Genomic DNA, 18,030 nt, shown 5'->3' with positions numbered 1-18,030 from the left:
CTTCGGGCTTCGCAGCATAACCGTGTCAGAGACCAGGGGCATGGCCCCCGGCTGGGGAAACGCAATGCGGAACCGTGGAGCAAGAAACTGGGCTGCGCTGGCGGCAGGAGTTGCCGCCCTTGCGCTGGCATCGTCCGCATCGGCGGCGCCAGACCAATCGCTGATGTTGCGCGACAGTTTCCCGCTGGGGTCGGGCGGCAGCAAGGCGCTGTGCCAGGTCCAGTCGCGCGTGGTCGATCCAGCGAACCGGAGTCCACTGGACCGGACCTGGGCGGTGGTCTGCCGCGATTCGGCGCTACCTGTCGGCTACGTGTTTGCGCTGCGGCAGGGTGAAGGTGACGTGATGGCCCGCCTGGCCGAGCGGCGCCGCGCGCAGGTCGATTGCGCCGCCGCGACGAGTGCGTCGGTCGCGGGTCGTATGCGTCAGGATTGCCGGTGGAAGGACCCCGAGCTCGCCTATGAGGTCGTCAACGTGAATCGCGGCAAGACGAGCTATGTGGTGGAGGGCTTCTCTGCCTATCACGGGGCGCTCGACCTTGCCTTGCGTTCGATCTTCGAGGACCGGCCGATCGACGAGCCGATCGAGGTGGCGACGACATCGGTCAACGACACCGAAGCCTATGCACGCATCCAGGCGCTGACGCTCGACCCGTCGACCGCGCTGGCCGAAGGGTACCGGCGCAACAATTCGGGCGACTATGCCGAGGCCGCCGCGTACTTCGAGACGCTGGACCAGCGGCAGGCGTCGACCGGAGACGTGCCGATCGACCGCGTCGAATTTCTTGTGAACGCCGGACTTCAGCGTTCGAACCTCGGTCAGTTCGCGGAGGCGGATCGCCTGTTTGCCGAGGCCGACGCGATGCCCGCGGGCAGCGGCGTGGTGGAGCGGCTGCGGCGCAACTACGAGGCGATCCACCTTCTCAACCAGGAGAAGTACGCCCAGGCGCTCGAGCGGATCGACGCGCCGCTGCGGCAGACAAGCGCGATGGGCGCGGAGACGTTGCGCGACACGATGGAACTGACCCCGTCGGTGGCGCGGCGCATCAATGCGTCGGACGTGACCGCCAATGCCATGGGCATGGTCGACGACTTGCGCCTGACCGACGACGAGCGCGCGACGATCCTCGATGCGCAGACGCTCCAGCTCAAGGGCACGGCGCTGCGCCTGCAGGGGCGGCGGACCGAGGCCAAGGCCGCGCTCGAGCAGGCCCAATCGCGCGCGCTGGCGGTGCGTAACGGGCGTGTCGTCTCGATCGTGCGGATGCGGGCGCAACTGCTGACGGAGCTTGCGACGCTGGCCGAGGATGAAGGTCGCGTTGGCGATGCGGAAGGGCTCTTGCGCTCGGCCGTGGACATCGTGGGCGTCCAGTATCCCGATACGCGCAGCCTTGCGGCGGCGCAGGCGCGGCTCGCGGCGTTCCTTGTGCGGCACGACAAGGCGGATCAGGCCGAGCCGCTGTACCGCGAAGTCGTGGCGCGTTCGGTCGAGCGGGAGAACGGTCTTTCGGGCCTCTCGCGCCAGATGGCCCCATACTTCGACCTGCTGGCCGGGAAGATGGGCACCGATGCGGGGGCGAGCGATGCCTTCTTCGTCGCCTCGCAAGTGCTGGTACGGCCGGGCGTGGCGGAAACGCAGGCCGTTCTCTCGCGCGAGCTTTCGGGCGGAAGCGACGAGGCGGCCAGGCTTTTCCGGCAATCCAACAGCCTGACGCGCGGGATCGAGCGGGCGCGCATGACCTATGCCGCGCTGCAGAGGCTGGACGATGCAGCCGCGCGCACGGACGAGATCGCGGAAGCGGCAAAGCGGGTACAGGAGCTTGAAGCGCAGGAGCAGGCGACGGTTATCCAGCTTGCCAACTATGCCCGCTACCGCGTTGTTTCGCAGCGGGTCATCGGCCAGAAGGAATTGCAGGACGGCCTTGGTGCGGGCGAGGCCTATGCCAAGGTGGCGGTGCTCGGTCCGGATGTCTTCGTGTTCTTTGCGAACAAGGACAAGGCCGTGGGCTACCGCGCGCCGATCACTTCGGGCGAGCTGGAGAAATCTGTCCAGTCGATCAGGGATTCGATCTCGCGCTACGACGGCAAGCAGTACGTTACGAGCGAATTCGCGGCCGCCGAGGCCTATGGCGTCTTCAAGGCACTGTTCGGGCCGGTCGATGCGGAACTCATGGCCGCGCACCACCTGATCTTCGAGCCGGACGGGGCGATGCTCAAGCTGCCGGTCAACGTGCTTGTAGCCGACGACGCGTCGGTCAAGGCCTACCTCAAGCAGGCGGAGAGCCCATCGGGCGACCCGTTCGACCTGCGGGGTATGAACTGGCTGGGCAAGGACAAGCTGGTCTCGACCGCCGTTTCCGCCCGCTCGTTCATGGATGCGCGCAAGCAGCCGGGGTCGAAGGCGCGTGAAGCCTATCTCGGTCTTGGCCGGAATGCGGCCATTTCGGCGAGCAGCACGCTTGGCGCGGCACGGGTGCGCGGCGCGGACGGAGACATGACGGCAGACTGCAACTGGCCGCTCGCGACCTGGAATCGGCCCATTTCCGAGGCCGAGCTGCTGAAGGCGCGGATGCTGCTGGGATCGCAGGGGACCGACATCATGGTCGGCCCGGCCTTTTCCGACACGGCGATCAAGTCGCGCCCCGACCTCGACAACTTTCGCATCCTGCACTTTGCCACGCATGGCCTCGTGACGCCGCCGCAGCCGACCTGTCCGGCTCGGCCGGCGCTGGTCACGTCCTTCGGTCCCAAGGGATCGGACGGACTGCTCAGCTTTTCGGAGATTTTCGACCTCAGGCTAGACGCCGACATGGTGATCCTTTCGGCCTGCGACACGGCGGGTCAGGCAGACGTTGCCGCCACGCGCGCGGCGGGCATCGTAACCGGCGGCGGATCGGCTCTGGAGGGGCTGGTGCGCGCGTTCATCGGTGCGGGGAGCCGTTCTGTCCTCGCCAGCCACTGGCCAGCCCCGGACGATTTCGATGCCACCGCGCGCCTTATCAACGGCCTGTTCGAAGCGCCTCCGGGTACCTCGTCGGGCGAGGCCCTGCTCAAGGCGCAGCAGGCGCTGATGGCGGACGCGGACACTTCGCATCCCTATTACTGGGCCGGATTTGCGGTTATCGGTGACGGTGCGCGGCCGCTTGTTTCGCGGGACGCGCGCGTGGCAATGAAGGCGACCGGCATGGCCGCTGGACCGGCCAAGGTTTCGGGGGGGAACTGACGAATGCCGCAGAACCGGCGCGATGCGTCGCAGGGGGCGAGCGAGATCGGGCGATCGGCCCGGCGCAGCCTGTCGCAACTTGGCTGGCAACGCACGGCCATCGCGCTGCTGCTGCTGGCGCTGGCGCTGTTCATCGCGATGAGGAGCTGGCAGCTTCCGCTGCTGCGCGATGCGGAGGCCGCGCTTTACGATATCCGCGCCGCGAATTTCGCACCGCCAACGGACACCGACAAGCGCATCACGCTGGTGGTCTATACCGCCGATACGAACCGCGCGACGGGCCAGATTTCGCCGGTCGACCGCACGATCCTGGCCAAGGCGCTGACGCAGATCGACCAGCTCGGCGCGAAGGGCGTGGGCATCGACGTCCTCTTCGACAGCCCGCAGGACGACGACGAGCTTCTCCGCGCCTCGCTCAAGGCCATGAAGACGCCTGTCTTCCTTGCCTATGCGGACAATCGCACAAACCCGGAAGCTATCACCTACGAGCAGGAGCAGGACCTCAAGGCGTTCATGGCGAGCGCCCAGACGAGCATGGTCAAGCCTGCCTCGATCCTGCTGGAGACCGATGCCGACGGTGTCGCGCGTCGCTGGCCGCGTCAGTATTCCGGACTGCCGCCGTTGCTTTCGCTGGCGCTGACGAATGCCGGGCCCGATGCCGATGGGCGCTTTGCCACCTATACCGGGCCGATCCGGTACCGCGTGCCTACGGCAAGCGACCGGCCGGTCTTCGACAAGATACCCATCGACCTGCTCGCCGATCCGGAGACGGCGCCGCTTGTCGCCGACGCGGTCAAGGGTCGCTACGTCCTTATCGGCGGTGACTTTTCCGACTTCGACCAATTCGACACGCCATTCACGAGGACCGGCAATCCGGTGACGGGCGAGACGCGGATGATCGGGGTCGAGGTCCACGCCTCGATGCTGGCGCAACTGCTCGACAAGGCATGGAAAGCGCCGCCGGCAAGCTGGGCCAAGGTCTTGGCCGCGGTGCTGGTGGTGGCACTCGGCGCGGCGACCGCGGCGGCGCAGGTGCGCACCTGGCTGCTGGCCGTGGCCGTGATTGCCCAGTTCGCGCTGTTCCTGGCGGTGCCGTTCCTGGTCGAGCGGGCCGGTTACGACACGCTGGATCTGCCCGCGACGGGGTGGCTGATCGGCTGGGCCATCGCCTTTACCGCCGTCAGTTCCGGCTTGCGGGCCATCAACGCGGCACAGCGGGAGTTCGCTCAGGGCGCGCTGGGCAAGTATCTTCCGCGTTCGGTGGCGGCCGAGATCATGCGCAATCCCGAGCGGCTTTCGCTGCACGGAGAGAAGCGCGAGATATTCTGCCTGTTCAGCGACCTGGAAGGCTTCACCAAGCTTACCCATGCGGTCGAACCCGAAATGATCGCGCGGTTGCTGAACGACTATCTCGACCGGCTGAGCGCGGTGGTGCTTCAATACGGCGGAACGCTCGACAAGTTCGTGGGCGATGCGGTGGTCGCATTCTGGGGGGCGCCGATCGCCTATCCGGACGATGGCGAGCGCGCGGTCAAGGCCGCATATGCGATGTATCTGGCGGGTGAGGAGTTCCGCAAGTCGGTGCCCGAAGGCGTGCCGAAGATCGGCCGGACGCGGGTAGGCCTCCATTACGGCGAAGCGGTGGTCGGCAATTTCGGCGGGGAAGGGCGCATCCAGTACACTGCGCTCGGCGATGCGATGAACACCGCTGCCCGGCTTGAAGGCGCGAACAAGCCGCTCGATACCAAGGTGCTGGTCAGCCGTGAGGCGGCGGAGCGTTCGGGACTGGACTGGTTCCGGCCGATGGGCACCGTTACCCTGCGCGGGCGGCGGACTCCGGTGGAAATCTTCGAACCGGTACCGGATCTCGAAGCCGAGTGGCGCGGGCTGGCAGTGGAAGCGCTGAGCGCTCACGAAGCGGGCGAGGCGGACCGTGTGCAGGCCCTCACAGACAAGATCCTCGAATCGGCGCACAACGACGATGCGATGATGAACCTGATCCAGAGACTGCGTCAGACGCACAAGGGAGAGAGTTATGTGCTTGGTTGATACGCCCAGGAAACGTCAGGGGGGCGTAAGGACCTTTGCTGCCGGGATGGCTGCACTGGCGGGCGTCATGCTCGCGGGGAGCGCGGTCGCGCAATCGGTCGTCGTGCGATCGACCGGGCCTTCGGCGGCGACCTATCCGCAGGGCAGGAAACTGGCGGCCAACGCTTCGGTCGTGCTCAAGGCGGGCGATCATGTGACGGTGCTGGACAAGGCCGGGACGCGGGTGCTTTCCGGACCTGGCACGTTCACGCTGAACGGCGCGGTGAACCGCGACCAGAGCGGTGGCGGAACGGCTCTGGCTGCCATGATGACGCGAGGTGCGGGCGCACGGACGCGCACGGGGGCGGTGCGCGGGGCGCCGACGGGGCCTGTTGCGGCCCCTTCGGGACCGGAGAACGTATGGTACATCGACGTCAGCAAGGGCGGCACCTATTGCGTGGCCGACCCGGCGACGCTGGTGCTGTGGCGGCCGGAAAGGACCGATGAAGGCACTGGCAAGCTCTTGTCCCAGGACGGGAGCATGGCCGATCTGACCTGGCGGGCGGGTAGCGCGCTCAAGGTTTGGCCTGCCGCCACCGTGCCTGTGGTCGACGGACAGACCTACACATTCAGCAACGCGGTCGGGAAGCCGGTCAAGATCAGGACCATGGTGCTGCCCAGCGTGCCCGAGGACGAGGTGGAGGTCGCCGCGGCGATGGCGGCGAAGGGATGCAACGCCCAGCTCGACCTGCTGGCAAACCTCGCTTCTGCGGAACAGTCTGGCGGCTGAGGTCGGGGACGGGTGATGGAAGGATTGCGGATGGTGCGCGGATTTGTGATGGCGGTGGTCCTGGCTGCCGGCGGGGGCGTTTCGGCCCAGGCGCTTGCCCAGGCGGTGGTTGTGCGATCGACGGGGCCCTCGGCCGTCAATTTCCCCAAAGGCAAGCGGCTCCCCGCGAACGCCACCGTGACGCTCAAGTCCGGCGACGTGGTCACGGTGCTCGACAAGGCGGGTACCCGCATCCTGCGCGGTGCCGGCACGTTCTCGCTCGACGGGGCGGTCAACCGGGATCGCGGCGCTGCGGCGCTGCTTGCGCGATCGCTGAGCAATCCGGCTTCGGTTCGTGCCGGAGCGGTCAGGGGCGCCGGGGACACTTCGGGCGAGAACGTCCTGCCCGTCAGCATATGGCTGGCGGACACGACCGAGGGCGGGAACGTCTGCGTGCCTCGTGGCAGCGACCTCTATCTGTGGCGCGCTGACGGCAAGGCGCGCAGCTTTACCTGGCTGACCGAGGCCGCGGGCGGCGAAATGGTGCGGATGCAGTGGCCGCCCAGGACCGTGGGCATTGCCTGGCCCAAGACCATGCTTGCCCCGCAGGAGGGGCGCACTTACCGGATCTATGACGAGGTGACGCCCGAGAAGGTGGCCGAGTTCCGCATCGTGATGCTGGAGCCGGAAGCCGTTCCAGCCGATGCGGCGTCGCTTGGTACGCTGTTGCTCGACAACGGGTGCAAGGCCCAGTTCGACTGGCTTACGGCCGCACTCGAGGACGAGGAAAGCTCCACGCAGCCATAGCCGGGAGATTGGCTTGGACCGATCGGCGTGAGGGCTGTAAGTGGATGAAATAGAGAAAAAACAAGTATAAGCGAAAGTCACATCACGGGTCGCACCTGATGGAGAATCGAGTCGGATGTCCGATCGTCTTGGTGCGCAGCCCGATTTCGGGGCAGTTTCGGTCGTTCCGGTCAGGAGCGTTGGGCGTGGTGCGCAATGGCTGCGCGGGCGCAGCGCATTGCTGCTGGTCGCGAGTGGCGTTGCGTGGTCCGCAATGGCTTCGGCGCAGACCGTGCCGCCGCAGGGCGTGCAGCCGCCGACGCGCGAGGAGATCGAGCGCGGCGTTGCCGAGGGTACGCTGAAGCGTGGCGGGCCGGTTTCGGTCGATACATCCGAAGTTGAACGGGCCCCGTGCCCGCTGGCTGCCCCCGACTTCGCGGGCATCCGCCTGAAGCTGCATTCGGTGACGTTCACCGGCATGCAGGAAATTCCCGGCTTCGACCTTTCCGGCAGCTATGCCGAGTTCGTCGGGACCGACCAGCCGGTCGCCGTGATCTGCGAGATCCGCGACCGGGCGGCGACTGCGCTACGCCAGGCGGGCTATCTTGCCGCGGTGCAGGTGCCGCCGCAGAAGATCGAGGGCGGGGCGGTCCGGCTCGACGTGCTGCTGGCGCATCTCAAGCGGGTTCAGATCAAGGGCGATGCAGGGGCTTCGGAAGGTATCCTTCTGAAGTACCTGAACAAGCTGACGCGCGATCCGGTTTTCAACACGCACGAGGCAGAGCGCTATCTTCTGCTCGCCAAGGACGTGCCGGGTCTCGACGTGCGCATGGCCCTTCGGCCGGTCGAAGGTGCGCCGGGCGAGGTGATCGGCGAAGTGTCCGTGCGCCGGGTGCCGGTCTATGCCGAGCTTGGCTTGCAGAACTACGGTTCGCGGGCGGTGGGGCGCTACAGCGGTCTGGCGCGGGTCCAGATCAACGGCCTGACGGGCCTTGGCGATGCGACAACGGCAAGCTTCTTCGCGACGACCGACCTGGAGGAGCAGAAGGTCCTGCAGATCGGTCACGAAATGCGCCTTGGCGGGGAAGGCTTCTCGCTGCGGGGCGATTTCACCTATGGCTGGACCAATCCGACGGTGACAGGGGCCGCGTCGGACTTCCACTCGCGGACGCTGTCTGCATCGCTGGAAGGAAGTTACCCGGTGGTCCGGTCGCAGGCCTACAACATGGCCGTGTCGCTCGGTGCCCAGATCGCGGACCAGGATCTCGATTTCGGGAAGATACCGCTCAACCGCGACAGACTGCGCGTGCTCTATGCGCGGGTCGATACCAACGGCGTTTCCCGGAAAAGCCTGACCGGCCGCGACGGCTTCACACCGTTCGAACCGCATTGGGCCTGGGGACTTTCGCTCGAGGCGCGCCAGGGGATCGACGTGTTCGGGGCGACGAAGGGTTGCCAGGGCGCGCTGGCGCCGACCTGCACGGGTTTCGGCAAGGTCACGCCCAGCCGCATCGAGGGCACGGCCAAGGGCTTTGTCCTGCGCGCTGCGGGCGTGCTCGACTATCGCCCGGTTCGCGGCCTGACGTTGAGCGTCCAGCCGCGGGCGCAGTGGTCGCCGGACAAGCTTCTGTCGTATGAGGAGTTTTCGGGCGGCAACTATACCATCGGCCGAGGTTACGATCCGGGCGCGGTGATTGGCGACAGCGGGGTTGGGGTGCGCGGCGAGGTTCGCGTCGGGTCCTTGCTGCCCAAGGTCGCGGGCGGGAACGCGATCCAGCCCTATGCCTTCGCCGATGCTGCATGGGTCTGGAACAACGACACCGCGTTCGACGGGCTCGACCCGCAGAAGGTCGTGTCGGTGGGCGGGGGCCTGCGCGCCGCGATCCACGATGCGTTGCGCCTCGACGCCGGGGTGGCCGTGCCGCTGCACGATCCGCTCGGCCTGAATGTGAAGGGCAAGGCCCGGTTCATGCTCAACCTTTCGTTCCAGCTCCTGCCGTGGAGGCTGTAATGGCCCGCAAGTCGTTCAAGAATCACGCATCGATCAATGGCGGGCCCTCCGCCCTTGCGAGGCTTCTGGCCGGCATCTCGACTGGATCTGCGGCGCTGATCCTGGCGGCGGCGCCGACAAGCGTGCGCGCGCAGGCGGTCGTGGGCACGCCGACGATCCAGTTCGGCATCGAGACGGTCATACGCGATTCCGCAACCAAGACCGATACGGTCCTCGTCACTGCGGACGAGGCCCTGCTCGATTGGGATGCGACCGGCACGGACGGCGTGTTCCTTCCCGAAAGCACGACGCTGCAGTTCATCCGGGATGGCGGGGCGTACACGGTACTCAACCGAGTGACTTCCTCCGCAGTGGGCGGGCCGCTGTCGATCTCGGGAACTGTAGATGCCGGATCGACCGGCAAGGTCTGGTTCTACAATCCCGGCGGGTGGGTCGTCGGCTCCACCGGCGTGTTCAACGTCGGCAGCCTGGTCCTGACCTCGCTTCCGATCGCGGTCGATCCGGCGACGGACACCGTATCGCGCCTCTATGGCGACAAGGGCGAGATCAGGTTCGGCAAGGCGATCGACCCGGCCTCGTCGGTGACGATCGGTGCGGGCGCGCAGATCAATGCCAACCTCGCGACGAGCAGCTACGTTGCCTTGGTGGCGCCAAAGGTCGTGCAAGGCGGAACGGTGACGGTGGACGGCTCGACCGCCTACGTCGCGGCCGAAGCGGCCACCATGACGATCAACAACGGCCTGTTCGACATCGTCGTCGACAGTGGCACGGACGACAGTACCGGCATCGCTCATACCGGAACCACGACTGGTCCCGCCGGAAGCCTCTCGGATCCCAATCACCGCATTTATCTAGTCGCGGTGCCCAAGAACCAGGCGATGACCGCCGTGGTTTCAGGCTCGCTCGGTTATGTTCCCGCAGTTGCGGCATCCAGCGAGAGCGACGGGTCGATCGTGCTTTCGGCCGGATATAACGTCGTCGGCGGCAACGCGGCGTCCGACGGTCCTGTAGCAGGCAACGCTTCCCTGCTTGTGACGGGCCTCGATGCGAGCAACGACATTGCCGGGGCAGCCACGGGCGCGATCACGGTCGATGCGAAGACATCGTCGGTCGCTCTTGCCGGCAACGCATATCTGACTGCGCGCGGGGACATCGCGATGTCCGTCGCGGGCGACAATTTCCTGACGGTAGGCAAGACCTTGGACGCGCGGTCGGCCAATGGCGCGTCGGCCGGCAACGTGTCTCTGACCGTTGCGGGTGGCGGATTGGTCACGGTGGGCGGGGACCTCGCACTCGCTTCGGTGGCAAAGGGAACGGTTCTCCTCGATCCGTCCAACGGCGACGCCTTCCTGCCCGGCGGGCTCGGCGAGGATGCTGCAGCGGGCAACGTTTCAGTTTCGATCACCGATGGGACACTCGCGGTTACGGGGGCCAGCAGCCTGACATCGCAGGCAACCGGCGGAGTCGGGGAGCTTGGCGCGGGCAAGGCGACGAGTGGCAGCGTGAGCTTCGTCGCGAAGCAGACGGACGGCGCGCTCTCGGCCTATTCGCTGAGCCTGGGCAATGTCACCCTTGCGTCCACGGCGGACTCCGCTTCGTTTACCGGACCGCAGGTTCCCTTGGCGGGCGCTTCCTCCGTTTCAGGAAATGCCGGCCTGGCGGTTGACGGCGGGCAGTTCTCGGCCGGCATTCTCGACGTTTCCTCTTCGGCGATCGCCAGTGTCGGTCAGGATCTGGCGCCCCAGGCAGCGTCAGCCGGGGCAGCGTCGGTTGCGTTTGCCAATGGCGTCGAGACCTTCAGCGTGCAGTCGCTCGGCGTTTCGAATTACGCTTCGGCGGCAAGCGGCGGCGGAGCGTCGACCGGCGACGTCGGGCTGTCGCTCGACAATGTTGCGGTGACGGTGAGCAATGGCAGCGGGTTCGGATTCGCCTCGATCTCTTCCAGTTCGGACGGCGGGCTCGCGCTGCCGGCGAAACTGACGCTGTCCCTCGTCAACGGTTCGATCCTCGATACGGGGTCGGGATATGTCGACATCTACGCGTCGGGGTATGGCGCGACGGCGCTGCAGCGCGCATCGGACATCGACATCCTTGTCGACAACAGCACGCTGACAACGGGCGGGCTCTATGCCTCGTCCTCGGCCAGTGGTTCGGGCAGTGGCGTCAACGCCTTCGGCGGTGACGTCAGCCTGGTGGTGCGCAATGCGGCAACCTTGTCGACGATCTATTCCGTCAGCCTCGGATCCTACGGAAACGGCGGCAGCGGGGTCGATGCAGGCGATGGCACCGGCGGCGATGTCAGCCTGCTACTCGACGACGCGACGATGAGGGTGGGCAATTTCTATGTCCAGTCGGAGGGCTCTGCCGGCAGCCGTTCCGATGCGGCGGGGCGTTCGGGTACCGGCTATGGCGGCAATGCATCTTTCCGTCAGACCGGCTCGAACGCGACGTTCACCGCATCTTTCGCGACCGTCAGCAGCGTTGGTGGCGGTGGTGGCGGGGAAAGTGCCCTTAGCGACATCAGCACGCTGAGTTCCGGCTTCCAGGCCGGGGACGGTTCCAATGCTTATGGCGGGACCGCTGCCTTCAGTGTCGAGGGCGGGACTTTCGACGCGGCGAGCATAAATGTCTCCGCCGAAGGGCAGGGCGGTTCGGGCTCGAACGTGGCCGGCTTCGGTCCGGCGCGCGGCGGCGCGGGCCATGGCGGTACTGCAACATTCTCGATAAGCGGCGGAACGGTTTCGGCCTCGACGGTCGACGTTTCCGCATCTGGCCTGGGCGGTCGCGGTGCGGACCAGGATGCAACGCTTGGCATCGCCGGGGGCAAGGGTGGCAGCGGTTTCGGCGGTATCGCGACGATCGACCTGACCGGCGGGACGTTGTCGTCGGACAAGGTGACCCTTGCTGCCAATGGCAACAAGTCGGTCGACTATGGCTCCGGCTTCATCGGCTATCAGGGTACGGGCGGCGATCTCTTCTATGCCGACGGGGCCGCAGGTGCCGGGGGCGACGGCTTTGGCGGGACCGCGATATTTACGGTCGATGGCGGGGCGCTGCTCGATGCCGTCGATGCAGGTAGCCTTGCGTTGGCGGTTTCGGTCCAGGCCATTGGCGAGGGCGGGGCAGGCGGCCAGTTCTACGATGACGGATCCTTTGTCGGCGCGTCCGGTTCCGGTGGATCGGGCACCGGCGGGACGGCGCGGCTGCGATTCCTGTCCGGCCAGCTCGATGCAACCAGCCTTGGCGTCGATGCGTCGGGGCTGGGCGGGCCTGCCGGCAACAGCAGGGCCGGCAGTTCGAGCGGAGGAGTGGCGAGTCTTGCCGGTTCCGGCGGGTCCGGGACGGGCGGCGCGGCAAGCCTTGATCTGGGAGCGAGTTTCGGCGCGGCGGCGATTTCGGGCGCCACGCGGTCAATCGCCGTTCGGGCAGACGGCATCGGGCAGAATGGTGAAAGCGGGATTGCCGCTGGTTCGGGCGGCAGCGGTACTGGCGGTACGGCCGGGGTTACCGTTACAGGCGGCAGCGTCAGCCTTTCGTCCATCACGCTCTCCGCGCTGGGTTCCGGTGGCGCTGGCGGTGATTCCCAGGCTGACAACAATGGCGGTCTTGGTGGCAATGGAGCCGGCGGTGCAGCCAACGTTTCGGCAAGCGGGTCGGGAACGTCGTTGGTTCTGACGGATGCCAGCATACTCGTCGGCGGCGCGGGCGGGCGCGGCGGTGCGGGCGGCAACGGACGCGCCGATCTGGATGCGGCGGGCAACGGAGGCGCAGGCGGTTCTGGCAAAGGCGGCTCGATCAATCTCACCGCATCCGATCTTGGCTCGCTGACGCTTGAGGCGCTTTCTGGCGTCAACAGCCTTTCCGCGTCGGGTCTGGGCGGGGCTGGCGGACTTGCCGGCAACGCTGCCGCTTTCGGTTTTTCAACCGTTGGCGATGGCGGCGCGGGCGGCGCAGGTTCTGGTGGTGCGATCGTTGGCACCGCGCAAAGTGGTGGCGCGATATCGTTGGGCTTCCTTTCGCTGTCGGCTCTGGGGCAGGGTGGGGACGGCGGAAGTCATGCCGACTTTTCGTCTGACACGCCGCCGGAAGCTTCTGTGGGCGGTGCAGGCGGTTCCGGGGCTGGCGGCACGATATCGCTGACGTCGACCGGCTCAGGCTCGCGCTTGGCGGCGGACACCCTGTCGGCCTCGGTGAACGGCGCCGGCGGGAACGGCGTGGCGGGCTTTGGCACCGTGATTGCCACCGGAGACGGCGCAGCGGGCAGCGTGGGCGGCCAGGGAAGCGGCGGTTCTATTTCGTTGATCGCATCGGCCAGCGGAACGTTGTCGCTCGCGGCAACAGATGGCAGCGTGGACCTTTCTGCCAACGGGCTTGGCGGTTTGGGCGGCGCGGGAGCAACTGGCGCGTTCGGCTCGGGCGGCAACGGCGGCAATGGCGGCGCGGGCGGTATCGGCGCGGGCGGTTCGGTCTCGATCCTTTCCGCCACGGGTGGAAGCGCGCAACTGGGATTGGCCGGGCTCGTCACGGTCGCCGCTAACGGCACCGGCGGGCTTGGTGGAACCGGTGGCAATGGCGCATCGAACTTCAGTTCCGATCCTCTCGCGCTTGGCGGAAGCGGTGGCGACAATGGGCTGGGCAACGCCGGGGTGGGCGGTTCGGTTGCGTTGGGAGCCGAAGGCGGTTCGCTGACGCTGGGCGGTCTCGCGATAGAGGCGCGAGGGGCTACCAACTACAACACCAATTTCTCGTCCCCCGGCAGCGGACCGGGCGGCAGCGGCAACTTCGGCGGACGGAGTTATGCCGATCCGTCGGGCGGGTCGATTTCCATCGGCAGTTCCGACGATGCAGGCGGCGGCACCGGAAGCCTGATTGCAGGCAGTACCTCGCTCGACGTGACAAGCAGCCTGGTGTTTCAGACGGCCAACGGGGCCTTCGCTTCTCCGTCGCTTGCGGGCACCATCCAGATCGAGAACGCCAGTAGCCGGTCCTCCGATGGCCTGCACTTTGCCAGCCTGAGCGCGAATGCTAGTGGCAACGGCGGCAACGGCGCAGGTATCGCAATGCGGGCGCTGGCGGGACCGATCGAGGTGACGGGCGATCTTCAACTCGACGCCGCAACGCTTGTGACGATCGACACGACCGGCAGCGCGGGCGTGGTCGTGGGCGGCAATGCCAGCATCAATTCGGCGGGTGCAATCGCGATTACCGGCAACTCCGGCGGGCAATTGCTGGCGACCAACATTTCGCTGGTGTCATCGGGCGCGACGGATATTGCCAGCATCGGCTGTCTGACGCCGAGTTGTTCGCCAGTTCACGCGTCCGGCACCTTCAATGCCTTCGCCGCCGACTTCAATCTGCTCGGGCCGGCAGTGGTCACAGGCCTTGGCGGGCTCGACGTCTACGCATTCGGCAACATCACTGGTGGTGCCGGCAGCGGGTACTTCTCGAACGACGACCTGCAGGTCCGGGGCAGCGGTAACGTCACCGTGCGCAATGCCAGCGGCCGAGCGGTCAACCTCGAGGCCGGCGCCATCGTCGATGGTTCGACCTTCTACTACGAAGGCACGCTCACCCTTGGCGAGGACGCAGGCGGTGGCAACATTGCCGCGTCCGGCCCGCTTTCCGCCGCCAGCGGTGGCAACATCGTGGTTACGGGGGGCAACACGATCTCGGCGGCGGCCGGGATGACCTTCCTCAGCGGCAACGACATTGCCATCGGATCGGGCAACGCGATCAGTGCCAACACTGACGGCACATTCGATCCGCAGCCGGTCGTGTTCAGCGCGGGCGGGCTTGCCATCAACTACGACCTGGCAGCGGGCGATATCGCAACCTTGTCGTTCGGTGATGGCACGAGCATCGTTGCCAACCTTGGCGACATCTACCTTTCCGGAGCGGCGGTCGACGCGCGTGGCGCCAGCTTCACCGGTGCGGCTTTCTATGCCGACGTCACGCGCAGCCTCGCGCTGGGCGATCCTCGCGGTGACGACGGCGGCACGCTGGCGGCAGATTGCCTGGAAGGCGCGATTTGCCTTGGAAACGTCGAGGTTACGGGTGGATTGAACGTGGGGCAGGGTGATTTTGTCCCTGTCGAAGTGCGCGCGGCAGGCTCGCTTTCAGGCGCGAGCGTCTCCATTTCCGCGCTTGGTGACGTGACTGTCGGTCAGCTCGAGAGTGGGGGGCAGGTATTTGCCACCGGGACTGCGGCGGTCACGTCGTCGTCCGGCAGCATCGCCTTGCTGGGCAATTCCGTTGTTACTGGCGGAACGGTCGCGCTGACCGGGGCAGGTTCGCTGACCGGCACGGGCACGATCATTGCGACGACTGATGACGTCGGCCTCTCGTTCGGTGGCGACATCGATGCCGGCGCGGTCACGGCTGCCCGGGAACTCACCACCGCGCCGCTTGCAGGCGGTCTGGCGGAAGGCAGCTTTGCAACCCCGGGCGCACTGCGCGTGGGCACTCTGTCTCTAGGGGCGGCCGCCGTGATCGAGGCGGGGACCGACCTTGTTGTCGGACAGCTGTCGCTGCCCGGCGCGGACGCATCCCTCTCCGCTGGCGCGCTGCTTTCGCTGCAGCAGACCTCGGGTGTCCGGAATCTTGCGCTTGCCGCGCCCGCGGTAAGTTTCGGCGCGCTGGCGATCGATGGTAATCTCTCCATCACCGGAGTGTCGGTTTCGGGCGATTCCATCCAGGCAGGCGGAACGCTTGGCATCGCCGCGGGCGACCTCACTGCTGCGCTGCTCGAGGCGGCGGGCGACGTCACGCTGTCGGTAACCGACACTGCAGCGCTCGGTACGGTCACGTCAACTGGCGGAGCAGTGACCATCGATCCGGTCCTGCTGACGTTCGATGCCATCGAGGCGGCAGGAGCCGTAAGCCTTTCGGGCGGAACGATTACCGGGGGCACGGTCGTTGCGGGGACAAGTCTTGCCGCGACGGCGAGCGGCGTGCTGACGCTGGCGTCGGCAACCTCTGGTACCAGCCTGACGCTCTCGGGCGCTACCATCGGCGCGGGCGCGCTTGCGGCAGGCGGCGACCTGGCGTTTGCCGCGAGCGGCGCGGTCACGCTGACCGGTGCGGCAAGTGCCGGAGGGGCCTTCAGTGCGGATGCCGGATCGCTGGCCTTCACCGCGGTCGACGCCGTTGGCGCACTGTCGATCACGTCCGCCAACGGGACGAGCGGGGTCGACCTGTCGGGTGCGTCCATCCTCATCGAGGATGGTGGCGACATTGCGTTCGGTACGACGGTTGCCGGCAGCGGTGGTTTTGCGGCGAGCGGCCGGTCGATTGCCTTCGATGCCGTCCGTTCCGGCAGCACTGTCAGCTTCGCAGCGAGCGGAGCGGTGGTTGGTGGCAGCGTGGTCGCGGCGGACCAGATTGCCGTCACGGCTGGTGGCGGGCTGGACTATGCCTCGCTGGACGGTAGCTCCATCGGCATCGTGGCCGCTAGCGTCGACGGCGGCGCGGTCACGGCGCGCACTGGCGATATCAACATTTCTGCATCGGGAGCCGTCGGGCTGGGTGCGTTGAATGCGCCCGGATACGTCGGGATCGATGCCGGAGCGCTGACATTCTCGACGATCGTTGCGGGTAACGGATTCGGCACCACCAATTCCGGCATGACCGGAACATCGATCCAGTCTGGCGGAGACGTGTCGATATCCACGGACGGCGACGTCACGCTGTCCGCGCTCGGCGGGGTGGCGGTCTATGTGCGGTCGGGCGGTGTCGTCAACATTGCCGGGCTCGAGGCGAGCGATCTCGTCTCGGTGAGCGCGGATGCCGTGGGATTGACGGCGATTGGCGCGTTGCAGATCGGCAGCATTTTCGCCAGCGGCGGCAATGTCGACGTTGCCGCATCCGGGTCGATCACCGGCAATCGGATCGATGCCCTGGGCGACATTGCACTGCAGTCGACCGGTGGAAACGTGACCATTGCGAATCTGTCTGCAGGTTACGGCAATGTCTTCGGCGGCTCGGTCCGACCGCAAGGGACAGTCGCTTCCGGGGTAGTCGGGCTGGGCGATATCCGCCTTGTGGCGGCTGGCTTTGTCCAGGTCGATGCGGTGGCCGACGCTGCAAACGCCTTTGTCACGAACGCGGGTGGCGCGATCCGGATCAACGGGCTGGCGACGGGCAAGACGATGACGCTTGCGTCATCCGATCTCGTTATCGGGCAGACGGGGCAACTGGGAGAAAGCACGCACACCGACGCGATCGCTCTCTCCAACACCGGCACGGGCGTGACGCTGCTTGGAGACAACATTCCCACGCAGACCAGGGGCTACGCGATCAGCCAGGCCGATTTCGATCGCATCCGGTCACGCGGCAACCTGACCATTTCGGGCACGACGGCGATGCTTGTGGGAGACCTGGCGGTCACCGCACAGGCCGGGCAGACGGGCGGCCAGATCGGCGAGACGGGAACGCTGTCCCTTCAATCGGACGGTTTGTTGTCGTTCCTGGGCGGCGTCAGCGTGGCCAATGCGACCGGGAACACCCTGGCAGCCACGGGCGGGCAGGGTGTGTTCCTCGATGCCGAGACCGGTTCCATCCGCCTGCTGGAAGGACAGCAACGCGCAGGCTCGCTGGAGATCGCGGGCAGCGGGATCGCGATGGTCACTCGCGATGCCTTGGCAGACATTGCCGCCACGACGGACACCGCGTTCATCACCGACCGACTTGGCCAGAACGATGGCGTGGCCGATGGGCGTACCCTGGTGGAAGCCGGAAACGTTACGCTGCGGTCCGATCGCGAGGTATATATCCAGAATACTTCGTCCAGTACGCGTATCCCTGAGCGGCGCGGGCTGGTGGCGGATGGCCTGTCCATCGGCAGCCGCGACGGGACCGTGCTGGACATCGTGATCAACGGGATCGTCAACGGCGCTTCGGGCACCGACGCCATTGAACAGATCGCCTTCGAGGATGCCTTTACCGATCTCTCGTCGGCCAACGGCTGCGTCATCAACAGCGCGAATTCGTGCAACAAGGTGCCGTTCGATGCCATCGAGGTTCGCGACCTGATTGAGGAAGTCCTGCGGGACGATCCGGAAGACAATGCTCTCCAGATCGTCGACAGCTTTACCAAGACGACGCTTATCCAGCTCAACCAGATTGCTCCGGCAGGGTTCGAGCCGCTGATCGACGAGCCGGTGACAGGCACCGGAAACGACGACCTGCTGGGCGATGAAGAAGGTGAGTGACTTGACC

At 66.5% G+C, this 18,030-nt stretch carries 6 protein-coding genes; all 6 read left to right on the top strand.

Annotated features, from left to right (window positions below):
• The first annotated feature begins 64 nt into the window (after window positions 1-64).
• The 6 genes from SARO_RS12010 to SARO_RS20250 all read left to right on the top strand — a co-directional run bounded on the left by SARO_RS12010 (window position 65) and on the right by SARO_RS20250 (window position 18,023).
• Window positions 65-3,220, top strand: coding sequence for a CHAT domain-containing protein (locus SARO_RS12010; RefSeq protein WP_011446029.1), 3,156 nt, complete (start codon window positions 65-67; stop codon window positions 3,218-3,220).
• A gap of 3 nt (window positions 3,221-3,223) precedes the next feature.
• A complete protein-coding gene (locus tag SARO_RS12005) occupies window positions 3,224-5,269 on the top strand; it encodes an adenylate/guanylate cyclase domain-containing protein (RefSeq protein WP_011446028.1) in 2,046 nt (681 codons plus the stop codon).
• Between the two features lie 46 nt (window positions 5,270-5,315).
• Window positions 5,316-6,038: a hypothetical protein gene (locus SARO_RS12000; protein ID WP_041550326.1), complete on the top strand. Its 723-nt coding sequence runs from the start codon at window positions 5,316-5,318 to the stop codon at window positions 6,036-6,038.
• Between the two features lie 30 nt (window positions 6,039-6,068).
• Entirely contained in the window at window positions 6,069-6,824 is a 756-nt protein-coding gene (locus SARO_RS11995) for a hypothetical protein (protein ID WP_041550325.1), read from the top strand.
• A gap of 115 nt (window positions 6,825-6,939) precedes the next feature.
• The gene (locus tag SARO_RS11990) at window positions 6,940-8,814 is read left to right on the top strand and encodes a ShlB/FhaC/HecB family hemolysin secretion/activation protein (protein ID WP_011446025.1); all 1,875 of its coding nucleotides are present in this window, start codon (window positions 6,940-6,942) and stop codon (window positions 8,812-8,814) included.
• Complete coding sequence (locus SARO_RS20250; RefSeq protein WP_011446024.1) at window positions 8,814-18,023, top strand: hypothetical protein; 9,210 nt, start codon at window positions 8,814-8,816, stop codon at window positions 18,021-18,023. Before SARO_RS11990 ends, SARO_RS20250 begins: the two co-directional genes overlap by 1 nt.
• The last annotated feature ends 7 nt before the right edge of the window (window positions 18,024-18,030 follow it).

Origin of the sequence: Novosphingobium aromaticivorans DSM 12444 (genome assembly GCF_000013325.1) — a bacterium.
Lineage (GTDB): Bacteria > Pseudomonadota > Alphaproteobacteria > Sphingomonadales > Sphingomonadaceae > Novosphingobium > Novosphingobium aromaticivorans.
The sequence above is the reverse complement of the archived record's forward strand: the minus strand, read 5'-3'. Positions and strand labels throughout refer to the sequence as shown.